The organism is candidate division WOR-3 bacterium (assembly GCA_039801725.1).
Classification (GTDB): domain Bacteria; phylum Hydrothermota; class Tepidihabitantia; order Tepidihabitantales; family DTDR01; genus DTDR01.
Genome location: JBDRVE010000021.1, coordinates 14,995 through 30,187, shown reverse-complemented (window position 1 = coordinate 30,187; position 15,193 = coordinate 14,995). Strand labels below are relative to the sequence as shown.

The 15,193-nt window shown below is 33.1% G+C and carries 16 protein-coding genes, 1 tRNA gene and 1 riboswitch; of the genes, 12 read left to right on the top strand and 5 right to left on the bottom strand.

From position 1 onward, the window contains the following. Positions 1 to 224: 224 nt before the first annotated feature. Positions 225 to 407 carry a hypothetical protein gene (locus ABIK75_05460; protein MEO0090534.1) on the bottom strand — a complete coding sequence of 61 codons (183 nt, stop codon included), beginning with the start codon at positions 405 to 407 and terminating at the stop codon, positions 225 to 227. A gap of 225 nt (positions 408 to 632) precedes the next feature. Then, positions 633 to 872, bottom strand: a complete 240-nt coding sequence (locus tag ABIK75_05455) for a helix-turn-helix domain-containing protein (protein MEO0090533.1) — start codon at positions 870 to 872, stop codon at positions 633 to 635. Between the two features lie 113 nt (positions 873 to 985). Between ABIK75_05455 and ABIK75_05450 the strand changes: the two genes are divergently transcribed. The 10 genes from ABIK75_05450 (at position 986) to nifS (ending at position 8,914) form a co-directional block, all read left to right on the top strand. Continuing rightward, positions 986 to 1,753, top strand: a complete 768-nt coding sequence (locus ABIK75_05450) for an MBL fold metallo-hydrolase (protein ID MEO0090532.1) — start codon at positions 986 to 988, stop codon at positions 1,751 to 1,753. A 1-nt stretch (position 1,754) separates the two neighbouring features. Then, complete coding sequence (gene mutL / locus ABIK75_05445; GenBank protein ID MEO0090531.1) at positions 1,755 to 3,377, top strand: DNA mismatch repair endonuclease MutL; 1,623 nt, start codon at positions 1,755 to 1,757, stop codon at positions 3,375 to 3,377. Positions 3,378 to 3,413: 36 nt separating this feature from the next. Next, positions 3,414 to 4,268 carry a WG repeat-containing protein gene (locus ABIK75_05440; protein ID MEO0090530.1) on the top strand — a complete coding sequence of 285 codons (855 nt, stop codon included), beginning with the start codon at positions 3,414 to 3,416 and terminating at the stop codon, positions 4,266 to 4,268. Positions 4,269 to 4,345: 77 nt separating this feature from the next. Continuing rightward, complete coding sequence (locus tag ABIK75_05435; GenBank protein ID MEO0090529.1) at positions 4,346 to 4,822, top strand: OmpA family protein; 477 nt, start codon at positions 4,346 to 4,348, stop codon at positions 4,820 to 4,822. A gap of 23 nt (positions 4,823 to 4,845) precedes the next feature. Then, the gene (gene ybgF, locus ABIK75_05430; protein MEO0090528.1) at positions 4,846 to 5,541 is read left to right on the top strand and encodes a tol-pal system protein YbgF; all 696 of its coding nucleotides are present in this window, start codon (positions 4,846 to 4,848) and stop codon (positions 5,539 to 5,541) included. 123 nt (positions 5,542 to 5,664) lie between these two features. After that, a tRNA-Glu gene (locus ABIK75_05425) sits at positions 5,665 to 5,739 on the top strand. A 27-nt stretch (positions 5,740 to 5,766) separates the two neighbouring features. Further along, entirely contained in the window at positions 5,767 to 6,174 is a 408-nt protein-coding gene (locus ABIK75_05420) for a hypothetical protein (GenBank protein ID MEO0090527.1), read from the top strand. Between the two features lie 119 nt (positions 6,175 to 6,293). Further along, complete coding sequence (locus tag ABIK75_05415; GenBank protein ID MEO0090526.1) at positions 6,294 to 7,238, top strand: restriction endonuclease; 945 nt, start codon at positions 6,294 to 6,296, stop codon at positions 7,236 to 7,238. After that, a complete protein-coding gene (gene lspA, locus ABIK75_05410) occupies positions 7,228 to 7,686 on the top strand; it encodes a signal peptidase II (GenBank protein ID MEO0090525.1) in 459 nt (152 codons plus the stop codon). Before ABIK75_05415 ends, lspA begins: the two co-directional genes overlap by 11 nt. 64 nt (positions 7,687 to 7,750) lie before the next feature. After that, positions 7,751 to 8,914, top strand: coding sequence for a cysteine desulfurase NifS (nifS, locus tag ABIK75_05405; GenBank protein MEO0090524.1), 1,164 nt, complete (start codon positions 7,751 to 7,753; stop codon positions 8,912 to 8,914). Here the strand turns inward: nifS and ABIK75_05400 are convergent. Together ABIK75_05400 and ABIK75_05395 are read right to left on the bottom strand one after the other, a co-directional pair. Next, on the bottom strand, positions 8,879 to 10,213 hold the full coding sequence (locus tag ABIK75_05400; GenBank protein MEO0090523.1) for a cyclic 2,3-diphosphoglycerate synthase: 1,335 nt from the start codon (positions 10,211 to 10,213) through the stop codon (positions 8,879 to 8,881). The two genes, nifS and ABIK75_05400, sit on opposite strands and share 36 nt — an antisense overlap. Before the next feature lie 16 nt (positions 10,214 to 10,229). Continuing rightward, positions 10,230 to 11,462 carry an endonuclease Q family protein gene (locus ABIK75_05395; protein MEO0090522.1) on the bottom strand — a complete coding sequence of 411 codons (1,233 nt, stop codon included), beginning with the start codon at positions 11,460 to 11,462 and terminating at the stop codon, positions 10,230 to 10,232. Between the two features lie 52 nt (positions 11,463 to 11,514). Here ABIK75_05395 and miaA point away from each other — a divergent pair, with 52 nt between their 5' ends. Then, the gene (miaA, locus tag ABIK75_05390) at positions 11,515 to 12,423 is read left to right on the top strand and encodes a tRNA (adenosine(37)-N6)-dimethylallyltransferase MiaA (GenBank protein ID MEO0090521.1); all 909 of its coding nucleotides are present in this window, start codon (positions 11,515 to 11,517) and stop codon (positions 12,421 to 12,423) included. Between the two features lies 1 nt (position 12,424). Continuing rightward, positions 12,425 to 13,546, top strand: a complete 1,122-nt coding sequence (locus ABIK75_05385) for a ComEC/Rec2 family competence protein (protein ID MEO0090520.1) — start codon at positions 12,425 to 12,427, stop codon at positions 13,544 to 13,546. Here the strand turns inward: ABIK75_05385 and ABIK75_05380 are convergent. Further along, positions 13,505 to 14,797 (bottom strand): NTP transferase domain-containing protein, encoded by a 1,293-nt coding sequence (locus tag ABIK75_05380; protein ID MEO0090519.1) that lies wholly within the window; start codon positions 14,795 to 14,797, stop codon positions 13,505 to 13,507. The genes ABIK75_05385 and ABIK75_05380 overlap by 42 nt on opposite strands. A gap of 44 nt (positions 14,798 to 14,841) precedes the next feature. After that, positions 14,842 to 14,993: riboswitch (cyclic di-AMP (ydaO/yuaA leader) on the bottom strand. Between the last annotated feature and the right edge of the window lie 200 nt (positions 14,994 to 15,193).

Sequence of the window (15,193 nt, the reverse complement as noted above, 5' to 3'; positions counted from 1 at the left end):
AATATGTTTGCCAATGTTGTAGTTAAACTCAAAACAACAACCATAGGAAGCCCGACAACGAAAATCTATGTGGGATAATAACCTTTTATCACTCCAATTCAAAACCGAAATCACCTTGCCTAAATCTTTGGTAAATTCGTAAATCTCCGGTCCAGAAAGGTATCCGTATGTCATAAAAGTATCTTTTCAGTTTCTAAATTAATTCCCATTTTGTTTTCCTTACATCAGATAGCACAACCAACATAGTCCAACCTCAATCGTTTTAATAACTCCCACCCAATTGGAAAAAATAAAATTACTATTATCCCTGTTAATAAGTTTATGAATATTTTCGTTAATAAAATTATTGTTATTATCTCTAATAAATTTACTTTTAATCCTTTTGATAATAATTTTAATACTCCCATATGATACCCCTACCCCGATAGTCCCCCACCTTCAATATTTTTGTCCTCTTTATTTCCCAAACCCATTATCAAAAATCTCTGCCTAATTTCCCTATTGATAATAAATCCCTGAAAGTTAATTTCTGGTATTCTCCATTCATAATAACCCCTTTTAAAACCATCACTAATAATATAGTCCAAAATGCCTTGACAGTAAATACAAAAATCGCCGAATTTAACCAAAAATTATCGAGTTTCATAAAATTCGTTAGGTATCTCTTGGATAAATCTGATTAACTCTTCTGCCTTAATAAGATAGGTTTTTCTCTTATAGAATTTTAGGTAGTTGGCTTTAAGGTATCCCTTTTTAATCCAGTTAATGACTGTTTGGCGATTAACATCCAAGAAATAGGCAACCTGACTTACCTTTAAAAACCCCAAATTTTTTATCTTCTTCTTCTCTTCATCCGTTAAATAAAACTTCATAAATCCCCCTTTTTATTTAATTTCCTTCTATATATATAACGGATAAGAAGGCAAAAAGGTTACCACTTTTTTTAAGTTATTTGAATTCTATTCCTAATTTTTTATAATATTTTGTGGATAGAATAATCTTTTTGGGAAGTGGTGGTGCAAGAATTGTTGTCTTTAAGCAGATCAGGGCAAGTGGTGGGATTTGGCTCACTTTGAATAATAAAAATCTTTTAATTGACCCAGGACCAGGCTCCTTGGTAAGAATTGTCTCATCAAAACATAAACTTGACCCAACCTCAATTGATGCTGTCCTTCTTTCCCATAAACATCTTGACCATTCTGGTGATATTAATAATATTATTGAAGCAATAACCATTGGTGGCACACAAAAAAGGGGAATCCTTTTTGCTCCTTATGATGCCTTGGAAGGCGATGATCCAGTTGTCTATCGCTATCTAAGAAGTTATTTAGAAAAGATTGTTATCTTAAAAGAGAAGGAAGTATATAATTTAAATGGTGTAACCTTTACCTGTCCAATAAGACACGAGCACCGTGGCGAAACCTATGGCTTTCTTTTCAAGACCGATAAGATAAAAATTGGCTACATTGCCGACACAAAATTTTTTGATGGGCTAATTTCTGCTTATAAAGAGAGCGAAATTTTAATTATGAATGTCGTGAGAGAAAAGCCATCCGAATTAGACCATTTAAGTTTGGAAGATGTGAAAACCTTAATCAAAGAGATAAGACCAAAAATCTGTTTTTTAACCCATTTTGGAATGACCATGATTAAAAAGAAACCTTGGCTGATTGCCGAAGAGTTAAACAAGGAGTTTAGTAATATTAATGTCAAGGTAATAGCCGCCAATGACGGAATGAAATACGATTTATAAGATGATTGAGAAATTAAAAGAAGAAGTAATCAAAAAGATTGCCTGCGGAGAAGTTATCTTCCGACCATCTTCTTGCGTGAAGGAACTGATTGAAAACTCCTTGGATGCCCAAAGTGAAAGGATTATTATTGAACTGAAAGAGGGTGGTAAGAAATTAATCAAGGTGATTGACGATGGTATTGGGATGAGCAAAGAGGATTTATTTTTATCCATTGAAAGGTATTCCACCAGTAAATTAAGGGAGATTGAAGATTTAAAAAGAATTAAGACCTATGGTTTTCGAGGCGAAGCCTTATCAGCCATCGCCAGTTGCTCCCTTTTAAGAATTGAGAGCAGTCAGCAAGATGGCGAAGGTTACTACATTGAAGTGAAGGATAACCGAATTGTGGCCAGTGGGGAAATTGTCCGCCAACGGGGCACAACAGTATATGTCAAGGAACTTTTCTATAACTATCCGGTGCGAAGAAATTTCTTAAAAGGTAGTTATCAGGAATTTCGGCTGGTTAGCGAAGTGGTAAAGAATTATCTTTTAAGCAACTACGCAGTAAGTTTTCAATTAAAGAATGATGAGAAGATAATTTTCAACTATCCAAAGGCTAATTCTTTAAAGGAAAGGTTAATGATGGTTTTGGGCAAGGAGACCTTTGATAGTTTACTGGAGATCTATTTAGAAAATCCCCATCTCACTTTGTATGGTTTTCTTTCTGATCCTGAGCGGATATTTTTGCCGGCGGAAATTCAAGTAATCTTTTTCAACCAAAGACCGGTAAGAAGCGGCGTAGTAAGAAAGGCGATCTATGATGGTTATGGTGGTACTCTGGTGGGCAAAAATCCCAACTTTATTTTATTCATTGATACTTCACCGGAATATTTAGATATCAATATCCACCCAACAAAAGAAGAGGTAAAATTTATTGATGAAAAATTTCTTTATGATTTTATCTGTCAAGGGATAAGGGAGAAGTTAAAGATTGAGAAGGCAATTGAATATTTTGAACTTACCCAAGAGTTAGCAACCAGCGAAGAAAAGAAAGAAAGTTTATTAGTGGAAGAGGAAAGAAGGCTTTTCTGGCAACTACACAACAAATATATCCTCACACCGATAAAGAGTGGTTTTTGCATCATTGACCAGCATGCGGCTTCGGAGAGGGTACTTTTTGAGAAACTATTAAGGAGTGAAAGTTTAGAAAAGATTTCCCAGCCCTTACTTTTTCCCCTATTATTAGAATTAAAACCGGAGGTATTTTTTGTTATTCAACAATTGAAAGAAGAACTTAATTATTTAGGTTTAGCAATTGAAATTTTTGGTGAGAATACGATTGCGATTAAGGCGATACCGGTTGATACCTTTTTTAGTAAAGAAGATTTAAAAGAACTTCTTTTAGAAATTTATAATAATTATAAAGAGATTGAAAAATCCACTTATGAGAAAAGAAGGGAACTCTATGCCAAACTGATTGCCTGTAAAGGAGCGATTAAAGCCAATCAACGATTGAACGAACGGGAAATGGAAATATTGGTAAACCAACTTTTTGCTTCGGAAAACCCCTATTTTTGTCCGCACGGAAGACCAACGATAATCAAAATGGAACTTACTGAGATTGACAAAAAATTTGGTCGATAGTATAATATAAGTATATGCTTTTAAAAGGATATAGTAATGAGAGAAAAATGGGGATATATTGATAAGACTGGCCGGTTTGTTATCAACCCCAATTTTGATAACGGCGGTCGGTTTTCGGAAGGTTTAGCTGGTGTTCGGGTTGGTAACAAATGGGGCTATATTGATGAAAAGGGAAAATTTGTTATTCAGCCGCAATTTGATCGGGCTTGGCATTTCTCGGAAGGGTTGGCAGCGATTGAAATCAACTTCAAATGGGGGTTTATTGATCGGAGTGGGAAAATAGTGATTGAACCAAAATTTGAAAAGGCTTGGCATTTTCAAGATTCCCTGGCAGCAGTAAAATATGGTGAGAAATGGGGATTTATTAATCGACGTGGAGAATTTATAATCGAACCGAAATTTGATTTTGCGTGGACTTTTAACGAAGGATTGGCAGCGGTAGAAGTGGAAAATAAATGGGGCTTTATTGATAAAGAAGGAAATTACCTTATCGAACCCCAGTTTGATTATGCCTATATTTTTAGCGAAGGTTTGGCACCAATAAAAATCAATTATCGGGTTGGCTTTATCAATTGCGCCGGCGAAATGGTTATCAAACCGCAGTTTAGTGCCTCCCGCCATTTTTGTGAAGGACTGGCATTGGTAAGAGTTGGTGAGAAATGGGGATTTATCAATCACCAAGGAGAATTCGTTATCAATCCCCAGTTTTATAATGCTTGGGATTTCAGCGAAGGGATAGCAGCAGTAAATATCAGTGAGAAAAAAGAAAGGTGGGGATTTATTGATAAGAAAGGGAATTTTGTTATCAACCCAACTTTTGATTATGCCTATTCTTTTGCCGAAGGTTTGGCATTAGTGGCAATAAAATTAGAAGAAAAGAAACGTAGATAAACATCTTGACTTTTAAAAAATAATAAGTAAAATATTTAAAGTTATTTTATAATGTTATTAGTTAAAAGGAGGATAATATGAAAAAGATATTTGCCTTAACATTAGTGGCTTTAATGTTTAGTTTATTATTTATTGGATGTCCGAAGAAGGCAGTAAAAGAAGAAGTGGTTCCGCCACCAGAAGAAGAAGAAGTAGAGACTCCGCCACCGCCACCAGAAAAGCCAACTTTGACATTAGAGACCATTCATTTTGACTTTGATAAATATGATATCAGACCGGGTGATGCCGAAATTCTAAAAAGAAATGCCGAAATCTTAAAACAATATCCGGATGTAAAAATCATTATCGAAGGTCATTGCTGTCCGATTGGTACCAATGAATACAATTTAGGTCTTGGCCAAAGAAGAGCAAATGCGGCAAAGGAATACCTTGTAAAACTAGGAATCTCTCCTGATCGAATAGAAACAATCAGTTATGGTGAAGAGCGGTTAATTACCACCGATCCGAAGGAATATTGGAAAAATCGAAGATGTGAATTTAAAGTAAAAGAATAATAAAATAAATGGAAAAAAGGAAAATGGGGGGTAGAATAATTATCTACCCCCTTTTTATTTTTCTCTTTTTTTCCTGTAGTAGTTATAAGAAATTTGTTCATCGTCAGGCATTGATTGATACCTTAAACATTAGAACCAAAAAGATGGAATTAGAAAATCGGAAAGCAATCCAAGAACTGAAAGCCGACATCCTTTTAGAACTCTCGAAGATTAATAACCGGTTAGAAGCATTAGAAAACCTTTTGCAGGAAACCCAACAAGAGATTTATAAATTTAGAAAAAGAAAAGGAGAAGAAGCACCGATACCCGAAACAACCCAAGAATTTAAAGAAAGGGAATATGATGAGACGAAAGCCGAAGAACTTTATCAACTGGCTTATCAAGATATGATTCGGGGCGAATATCAACAGGCAATTTTTTCTTTTAACAACTTCTTACAAAAATATCCCAATAGCGAACTGGCGGATAATGCTCAATATTGGATGGGCGAGTGTTATTATGCGTTGGGAGATACCGAAAGGGCAATAACAGAATTAGCGAAAGTAATCGCCGACTATCCCAAAGGAAATAAGGTACCGGCCAGTTTATATAAACTGGGCATAATTTATCTTAATAAAAAAAATAGAAACAAAGCCCGAGAATATTTCCAGAAATTAATCAAAGAATATCCCAATACAAACGAAGCAAAATTAGCCCAAGAAAGATTAAAGGAGTTTTAAATTTCTCTTGACTTTTTATTAAATTTTGCCTATATTTATTATAAACGAGTCGGCAAGGGAAAAGGGTGGGGACTATATCCCCTTTTTATTTATCTTCCCTCTGCCGACTCAAATTTTATTATTGGCGCCATCGTCTAACCTGGTTTAGGACATCAGGTTCTCAACCTGAAGATCAGGGTTCAAATCCCTGTGGCGCCAAAATTTTTAAAAATCTGGGAGGAAAAAATGGAATATAACTTAACCTTTAAAAAAGAAGAGTTAGAAACATTATTAAAACTTATCTATTTGGGTAACTGGCTGGCAAATGCCAATCGGGAAGAAGAACGAACGATTAAAAAGTTTGAAGAACTAAAAGATCAAATCCTTTCTTTAATAGGAAATAATATTAAAGAAAAATACGAAAACCTCAAATATGATAATGAAATTATCAATATTATTGAAGAGTATAATGAAATTACCTTTTGGGATTTATTAATTACCCGACTTGCTGAAAGAGACATGATTTTAGAATATGGCGAAGAAGAGATAAAAAATCTGAGCGAAGAAGAATATAAAAAAATCCATTTAGAATACCAGCAGAAATATTACCAAGAATTCTTTGAAAACGGCCTGTGGAATTTAATGATTAAATAGCTCCACCTATTTTAAAAAATTTTTTTCTTAACTCCTTAGTTTTCATAGGGATACTTTTTCTTTTTCTTATTGACATTTATTATAAATAAACTATAATAAAATATCTATCGGAGATTTTTATGTTTAAAGATGAGCGGATATGGAAACTTTTGGAAGAATTGATTGAAAAAAGAAAAGAGGAATTGACACCAAAATTTGATCCAACCTTTGAAAATCTCTATCGTTTTCCAGAAGCCGAAGAGATTTTAGAGAAACCGCCGTTAACTACCGTTTATCTTCTTGAAGATTTGGTTCGTTTAGGTTATTTGAGAAAGATTTTTAAAGAAAAACTATTTCTCTGTCCGGTTTGTAATAGCGATGAATTGAAATATGAAACCTTTTGTCCGAAGTGTCTTTCAGCCTATATTTTAAAAATGAAAGCCATCGAACACTTTTGTGGGTATTTAGGAAGATTAGAAACCTATCAGGATGGAAAAAATCTCCGCTGTCCGAAATGTTTAAAAGAATTACAAATAATTGATGAAGATTACAAATTTTATCCAGCCTATTATCAATGCCAAGAGTGTGAGGAATATTTCAAAGAACCAAAGGAATTGTGGCGTTGTCTGAAATGTGGTGCGAAGATCGAGAAAGAGAATCTTAAAGAAGTCTATCTTTTTTCCTATCAACTGAAAGAAGAAGGAATAAGCGAACTCAAATTAAAGGCCTTACCTAAAGACCGGATAATAAACTTCCTCAAAAGTCAGGGATACGAAGTAGAAGAAAGAGCGAAAATAAATGGCCGGAGTGGTGCCGAACACGAAATTGATATTCTCGCCATCAAAAAGAGCGGTCCTTTAGAACATCGGATTGTGGTTGGTTTCGCTACCGCCGAGGAAGAGGTGCCGGCGGAAGAAGTTATCAAACTTTATGCTAAGGCTTATGATGTGAATGCTGCTGATATTATTTTGGTGGCCTTACCGAAATTATCGGCCGATGCCCTTCACTTTGCTAAACATTATCGGATAAGGGTCTTTGAAAAAGAGGATTTAGAAAAACTTGAAAACGCCCTCCTTGAAAAATAGAAAATTCTTCTTTCTTACTGCCCTTTTAACTTTCCTTATTGACTATTTAACAAAACTTTGGGCAAGAAATTATCTTATTAATTATCCGGAAGGGTTAAATATTATTGGTGATTATCTCAGATTCTATTTAGTTTTTAATCCTTACGCAGTTTTTTCCATTTCCTTTAGGATCGAAGAATTACACTATATCCTACCAATTATTGGTCTTATCTTTGTTTTAATTATGGGTTTAAAGGGGGAGAAAAAAATTCAACAGGTAGGTTTCGGATTAATTTTAGGTGGTGCTGTTGGTAATGTTGGCGAAAGGATAATTAGAGGCAAGGTTACCGATTTTATTGATATGGGAATAAAAGAACTCCGTTGGCCTACCTATAACCTTGCCGATTTTTTTATTGTGGTCGGCATCCTTCTTCTCCTTCTTATCCCTCGGGTCCGGAAGAAAACTTAGCCTTTTATTTGAAATTATCTTTATTTTTTATATTCTTATTAAATAAATAATCTGAGGAGGAAAAATGAGAAGAGTTTATTTAGATTATAATTCCACTACCCCTATTGACAAAGAGGTAAAAGAAGCGATAATGCCTTTTTTAGAAGAGAAATTTGGTAATCCCTCCAATCTTCACTCTTTTGGCCGGGAAACCAGAGAAGCAATCGAAAATGCCCGAAGAAAAATAGCCGAATTTCTAAATACAAAATCAGAAAGAATATTTTTCACCTCCGGTGGTACCGAATCGTGTAATTGGGCAATCAAAGGGATTGCCTTTGCCAACCAAAACAAAGGAAATCATATAATCACTTCTGCTATCGAACATAGTTCGGTTTTAAACTCCTGCTTGGCTTTAAAAGATTTTGGATTCGAAATTACTTTCTTACCGGTTGACGAATATGGTATCGTAGATATTGATTATTTAAAAAAATCAATAAGAAAAAATACAATTTTGGTCTCCATAATGCACAGTAATAACGAAGTGGGCACTATCCAACCGATTGAAGAAATCTCCCAAATTGTGAAAAGTTATGACATCTATTTCCACACTGACGCCGTGGCTTCTGCCGGTAAAATAAAATTAGATGTTGAAAAATTGGGAGTTGATTTGTTAACTATCTCTGGCCACAAAATTCATGCTCCGAAGGGTGTGGGAGTATTATATATTAGAGAAGGAGTAAAAATCACAAACCTTATTCATGGTGGTCATCATGAGCAAGGAAAACGAGCAGGAACCGAGAATTTAATCGGCATTGTTGGTATGGGAAAAGCCTGTGAGATTTTAATGAGAGATATGGAAAAAGATGTTATAAAAATAAAAGAGTTAAGAGATTACTTAGAAAGAAAGATTTTAGAGAATATCGAAGATGTAAAAATTAATGGTCATCCGGAAAAAAGATTATGTAACACTACCAATATCTCTTTTGGTTATGTGGAAGGTGAAGCCTTATTGGTTAATTTAGATTTAGAAGGAATTGCGGTTGCCAGTGGTAGCGCCTGTGCTTCTGGTGAACCAGAACCTTCCCACGTATTAAAAGCGATGAATGTTCCGATAGAATATATTAACTCGCCAGTAAGATTTTCCTTGGGAAGAGAAAACACCAAAGAAGAAATAGATTACACGATAGAAGTAGTAATAAAAGTCGTAAAAAGATTAAGAGAGATTACTGCTTTTAAGAAAAGAGTCTAATATTTTTTCAAGTTTTTTTGTCTTCTCTTGAAAATAATATTCAATATGGATAATTGGTTTATCTACTTTAATTACTCTATTTAAATCAATTGGTGTCGCCGAGATAATGTAATCCACTTTTGCTCTTTCTAATGTCCTTTTCAAATCAAAGATCTGGTTTTCCCGATAACCAATTGCTGGAACCACATATTTTAAGTGGGGATATTCTTTATAAATTTTTTTATAAATTCCATAAGCATATTTCTGCGGTTCAATTATTTTTAGTCCTAATTTTTGGGCATAAAGATAACCGGCACCATAAGGCATATTGCCGTGAGTAGTGGTTGGTCCATCTTCTACCACGATTGCTTTTTTACCTCTTTTTATTTTTATATTTTCCTCTTTTAATTTAGGAACCAAATCAGCCAATATTATCTCAGTATCTTTATTATATTTTTTAATATTATCTTTCAAGATTTTTACCTGTTCTTTTTTGGCACTGGAGACCTTGGAGATACAAAGCACATCTGCCATTTGGAATAAAGCAAAACCCGGATGATAACTAATTTCGTCACCAGCCCGTAAAGGATCGCAGACAACGAAGAGAAGGTTAGGTTTAAAAAAGGGGAAGTCATTATTGCCACCGTCCCAGACAATCAAAGAAAACTCTTCTTCTGCCTTTCTTAAAATCTCCTTGTAATCAACACCGGCAAAAACGGTATTTCCCATTTTGATATGGGGCTCATATTCTTCTCTTTCTTCAATAGTCGCTTGATAGTAATCCAAATCTTCCATTTTCTCAAACTTTTGGATTGTCTGCCTTTTAAAATCACCATAAGCCATTGGATGGCGGACAACACAAAAATTAATATTTTTCTTTTTTAAAATTTCACAAATCTTCCTTGTTAATGGACTTTTGCCAGCACCAGTTCTTACTGCACAAATAGCAATTACCGGTTTTTTACTTTCTAACATTGTGTCTTTCGGACCAAGTAACATAAAAGAAGCACCAGCACTCATCGCCATTTCCGCCCTTTTCATTACATAGTCATAATCGACATCGGAGTAAGAAAAAACAACTAAAGAAACATTTTTCTCCTTAATTAAATTAACAAGTTCTTTTTCAGAATATAAAGGAATGCCCTCCGGATATAAATCACCAGCCAACTCTTTGGGATAGATTCTTCCTTCTATTTCCGGAATTTGGGTTTGGGTAAAAGCGACAACTTCATAATCGGGATTATTTTTAAAATAGATATTAAAATTATGAAAATCTCGGCCACCGGCACCCATTATAATCACTCTTTTTCGTTCTTTCATAAAATCCTCCTTCTATTCAAAACAAAGTTTTTTGCCCTTCTTTTTTTTCTTCTTTCTTTTCAAAAATTCTTATCTCGCCAAAAACACCATCGTAACCCGGTAAAATCTTAATCTCTCCTTTACGCATCTTTTCAATTCCTTCACCAATTTTCGGATAATTTTTCTTTATCTCTTCAATCGGTACATTTAATAAAATTTCAAATTCCGGAGCAATTTTCTTAACCATCTCTAAATAAAGATTCTTTACTGCCACACTCTCTTTACCGACATTCAAGGCATCAGCAATTATTTCATCCAAGGGAATTAAATTTTTGAAAGGAACAGCATTTTCCGGAAGATAACCTTCTTCGCGATCCGCTAATAATTCTACCCGATGTAAAACTCCAACAGTTACTTTCTTTCCGCAGACAGGACACAAATCATTATTGATAATACTTTCTTTTGGCGACAACCGGATATTACAATTCCGATGGCCATCATAATGATACTTCCCTTCTTCGGGGAAAAATTCAATCGTGAATAAAAACTTCTTTTTGTCTTTCTTTTTTAAAACTTCCTTAATTTCAAAATAAGAAATCTTTTCCAAATCAAAAACATTAGCCTCTCTTCCGATTTTCTGGGGTGAATGGGCATCGGAATTGGAAACCAAACTAAATCTATCCAGAGAAGAAAGTCGCCAATTCATTTTTGGGTCAGAAGAAAGACCGGTCTCCAAAGCAAAGATTTCGTTAGTTAAATCTAAAAAACATTCCTCAATCGAATCAAAACCAGCAACACTACCAAATAATGAAAAATGGGGTGTCCAAATATGGGCAGGTACAACAAAACAATCGGGATCAATCTCTTTTAAAAATCTTACCATATCATAGGAAGATAGATTTAATGTGGGTCTGCCGTCACTCGCCAAATCGCCATATTTAGCAAGAAAATTATTGATCTTCTCTACTTTTTCAAAAGAGGAAGTATAAAGAAGATTATGAATTCTTCTCAATTTTCCATCCTGTTGATAGATATTACTTACTTCCGTTTGTAAAATAAAATAAATTCCTTCTTTTTCACATAAACCAATTTCACCAATTTCCTTTAATTCCTTTTTTAATAATTTTAGCCATTCCGGATGGGTAAAATCTCCGGTTCCTAACAGTTTGATGCCTTTGTATTTCGCGTATTCTATTAATCGGTTGATTTCCATATCCCGACTTGTGGCTCTCGAATATAAGGAATGGATATGTAAATCGGCAATTATCATAAGAAAATTATTATAATTGAAAAACTTGGTTTTTTCAAATAAAATATCTAAAATGAAAACCCTTATCCCTTGTCTTTGTGGTCCAACCGGTGTTGGTAAAACTGAGGTTTCTTTGTTATTGGTTGAAAAATATAATTTTTCAATTATCTCCTGCGATTCTCGGCAGATTTATAAATATTTAGATATTGGAACAGCCAAACCACCATTAGAGATTAGAAGAAAATATGAATTTTATATGATAGATATAATCACTCCGGATAAGTATTATTCAGCCTATGATTACGCCCAGGAGACAGAGAGGATAATTGAAGAATTAAAAAAAAGAAATAAGAGATTTTTAATGGTTGGTGGTAGTGGTCTTTATTTTAAGGCATTATTCTCGCCTTTTTTTGAGGCACCACCAGTAGACTTAAAATTGCGGGAAGAGTTAAAAAAGAAGCCATTACCAATTCTTTATGAAGAATTGAAAAAAGTAGATGAGATAAGCGCCCAAAGAATCCATCCAAATGACTCCCAAAGAATTATTCGTGCCTTAGAAGTTTATTATCTTACTAATAAGCCTTTTTCTTATTTTCTTAACCAAAAAAGAGAAAGTAAATATGAACCCCTTTATATTGGTTTAAACTTAGAAAGAGAAATTTTGTATAAAAAGATTAACGAAAGATTTATTAAGATGATTGAAGATGGTTTAATTGAAGAGGTAGAAAATCTTCTCAAAATGGGTTATAACGAAAATTCACCCGGATTAAGGACAATCGGTTATCAAGAAGTTGTTCTTTATCTTAAAGGAAAATTAAAAAAGGAAGAGATGATCGCCTTAGCCCAAAAAAATACCCGAAATTATGCGAAAAGACAATTAACCTGGTTCAAAAGAGAAAAAGTAAATTGGCTATTAAACCATTCAAAAGAAGAGACTTTTTTAAAAATCGCTGAAATTTTAAAGAAATATAATCTAATATAATTTGAACCTATTTTCTTTTCCCATAGTAAAAACTTTCTTATTATTAATCTTTTCTATTTTATTTGCCTTTTATTTCCATCCCTTTTTTCTTTTTTTACTAATCCCTTTTATTTATCTTGTCTTTAAATGGAAAAAATACTATTATCTTATATTTTTCCTTTCTTTTTCCCTTTATACTTACTTTTATTTCCCTAACTCACAAAAAAGCCAAAAGAAAAATTTTATTTCTCAAAATAAAATAAGAAATTATATTGAAAGAACTTTTGATAATTATTTAGAAAAAGAAAATAAAGGATTAGTTTTTGGTCTTTTCTTAGGAGATAAAACTAAATTATCTTTTGGATTAAAAGAGATTTTTAGGAAAACAGGACTTTATCACATTTTAGCAGTCTCTGGACTTCATATCACCATCTTTGCTTTTGTTATGTTAATTATTTTTAATATCTTCCAAATTCCCTTTTCTTTAAGATACATATTTTTAATTCCCTTGCTTTTTCTCTATGCTGGTTTATGTTCCTTTCAGCCATCAATTTTAAGAGCCGGTTTAATGTTTCTCTTTATCTCTTTCTCTTATTTTTTAAATCGTAAAACTTTACCAATCAATAATCTTTTTGCCAGCGGTGTTTTAATCTTATTATTCTCTCCTTTAACTCTATTTAAAACAAGTTTCCAACTTTCCTTTTTGGCAACCTTCGGAATTTTATATCTCTATCCTTATTTTGATACTTTAATAAACATCAAAAATAATCTTATCAAAAATATTTTGATAAGCCCCTTTTTTGTTTCCCTTTCGGCTTATCTTGCCACTTTACCAATCATCATTTCTACTTTTGGCAATATTCCAACTGCACCAGTTTTTGCCAATTTAGTTATTATCCCTTTGGTTAGTCTTATTATTCCTTTAATTCTGCTTGTTTTATTCTTCTCCCTCTTTTCTCCCTTTTTTACTTTAATCTTCTCTTATTCACTAAATTTTTTATTAAAGATTTTAATTATCTTAACAAAATTCTTCTCACAAATTTTCCCTTTGATAGGCGTGAAAAAGGAATACGGAATATTATTCTTCTTAATTTTTCTTTCTTTAATCTTCTTTTGCTATTCTTTTTATCAGAAGAATCCTTAAAAGAATACTGAGATTAGTGAGAAAAGCCAAAATAATTATAGCGAGGAAAGGCTGGTTAAAAAGGGAGAAGAGAAAAATTAAAAATAGTCTCAAATCCCGACTTAGAGGAATTAAAGGATGATAAATATTTTGAGAAAATAATAATCTTTCTTTGTCCTTTAAAATCATCGACATATTAGAACCGATAATTGCTAAAAAGGCAAAAAGAAAAATCCAAATTTGATTAGTTTTTAGATAGTGAGTAAAGGCAATTGCCGAAATAATTATCGTATCACTATATCGGTCAAAAACCGAATCTAAATAGGCACCAAATTTTGTTGTCGCTAATTTTATCCGAGCAATCTCACCATCAACACCATCGAAAATGGAAACAGACTGGACCAATAAACCGCCAAGCTGGTTAGAGAAGAAAAAGGCTAAGGAAGCCACAATTGTTAGTAAGAAATTAACAATTGTCAGCACCAAAGGCTGCACCGAATAATTACATAAAATCTTTGTCAATAATCTGGAGATTTTCCGATTAATTATTTTGCTAATTATTCCATCCTCTTTTTTGCCCGAATTATTTAAAAGATAATTGCTTACCCACTCCTTAGTTTCTTGATCATTAACATTAAAAACATATTCATTTTTCTTAATAAAGAAAGCCTTCAATTTTTCTCTTTTTACATATTCTTTTATTAAATAACTGAGTTCTATTTCTCCGCTAAATAACTCTTTCGGCAGACTGAAACCATTTTTTTCTAAAAGAAAGATTCCGCAATCAATTCCATCAAAATCTTTTAAATCTCTCCCAATATCACTTACATAACCGTTATCAATCTTCACTTTTGTTTCTTTTTCTAAATTATTTATCAGATTAAAATTATTATGGACAACCATTAACGGCTTTTCTTCTTTTAATACTCTTTCAATAATTTCTGGTGAATAGATATGGTCAGCCATTAATAAAAGGAATTTTTCTTTTTCTTTAAGTAAACCAGCACCATAAAGAAATGAGACTCCATTTCCCCTATAATATTCTTTATTATAAACAAATTGGATTTTTATATTACGAAATTTCTTTCTTAAATATTTTTCTATTTTTTCTCCTTTATAACCAAGAACAACAATTAATTCTTTGATACCAGCCTTTATTAAAGGAATAATTACCCTTTCAATCAAAGAAAGTCCAAATAATTTATGAAGAGGTTTTGGTAAAGAAGAGTTCATTCTTTCACCTTTTCCAGCTGCCAAAATAATCGCCTTCATCTTAATTTTTCTCTTTCCTTAATTTTTATTTAAGAGGTCTAAAAAAGACCTCTTTCTTTCGCCTACGGGGTTAGTTGTCGGGTTAGGCCGAAAGAGTAGCCCGGCTTATCGCCTTCACCCCAAGCCTTCCATAAGGAAGGCAAAATATCCCCCGCTCCGCAATCTTTGAAATATGCGGATTCGGCATCGAAAGTCCATATATAATAAATATAGGTTTTTTAAATAAAAAAATCAAGGAAAAAGAAATGTTCCTATTTGTCGCTAAGTGAATGAAAAAAAAGTGGTAACCTTTTGGGGTCTTTTTTCGTTATATATAGAAGGAGAATAATACGATAGCAAATATGGTAAGATTAATTAAAGAAATGATAAAAAACAGACTAAAAAAGGAGGTATTAA

Excerpts from the sequence above, each read along its gene's own strand:
- ABIK75_05395 (MEO0090522.1), bottom strand. The coding sequence starts at position 11,462 with ATGATAATTGCCGATTTACATATCCATTCCTTATATTCGAGAGCCACA.
- ybgF (MEO0090528.1), top strand. The coding sequence starts at position 4,846 with ATGGGGGGTAGAATAATTATCTACCCCCTTTTTATTTTTCTCTTTTTT.
- ABIK75_05400 (MEO0090523.1), bottom strand. The coding sequence starts at position 10,213 with ATGAAAGAACGAAAAAGAGTGATTATAATGGGTGCCGGTGGCCGAGAT.
- miaA (MEO0090521.1), top strand. The coding sequence starts at position 11,515 with ATGAAAACCCTTATCCCTTGTCTTTGTGGTCCAACCGGTGTTGGTAAA.
- ABIK75_05420 (MEO0090527.1), top strand. The coding sequence starts at position 5,767 with ATGGAATATAACTTAACCTTTAAAAAAGAAGAGTTAGAAACATTATTA.
- ABIK75_05460 (MEO0090534.1), bottom strand. The coding sequence starts at position 407 with ATGGGAGTATTAAAATTATTATCAAAAGGATTAAAAGTAAATTTATTA.
- ABIK75_05435 (MEO0090529.1), top strand. The coding sequence starts at position 4,346 with ATGAAAAAGATATTTGCCTTAACATTAGTGGCTTTAATGTTTAGTTTA.
- ABIK75_05455 (MEO0090533.1), bottom strand. The coding sequence starts at position 872 with ATGAAGTTTTATTTAACGGATGAAGAGAAGAAGAAGATAAAAAATTTG.
- ABIK75_05415 (MEO0090526.1), top strand. The coding sequence starts at position 6,294 with ATGTTTAAAGATGAGCGGATATGGAAACTTTTGGAAGAATTGATTGAA.
- ABIK75_05440 (MEO0090530.1), top strand. The coding sequence starts at position 3,414 with ATGAGAGAAAAATGGGGATATATTGATAAGACTGGCCGGTTTGTTATC.
- nifS (MEO0090524.1), top strand. The coding sequence starts at position 7,751 with ATGAGAAGAGTTTATTTAGATTATAATTCCACTACCCCTATTGACAAA.
- mutL (MEO0090531.1), top strand. The coding sequence starts at position 1,755 with ATGATTGAGAAATTAAAAGAAGAAGTAATCAAAAAGATTGCCTGCGGA.
- ABIK75_05380 (MEO0090519.1), bottom strand. The coding sequence starts at position 14,797 with ATGAAGGCGATTATTTTGGCAGCTGGAAAAGGTGAAAGAATGAACTCT.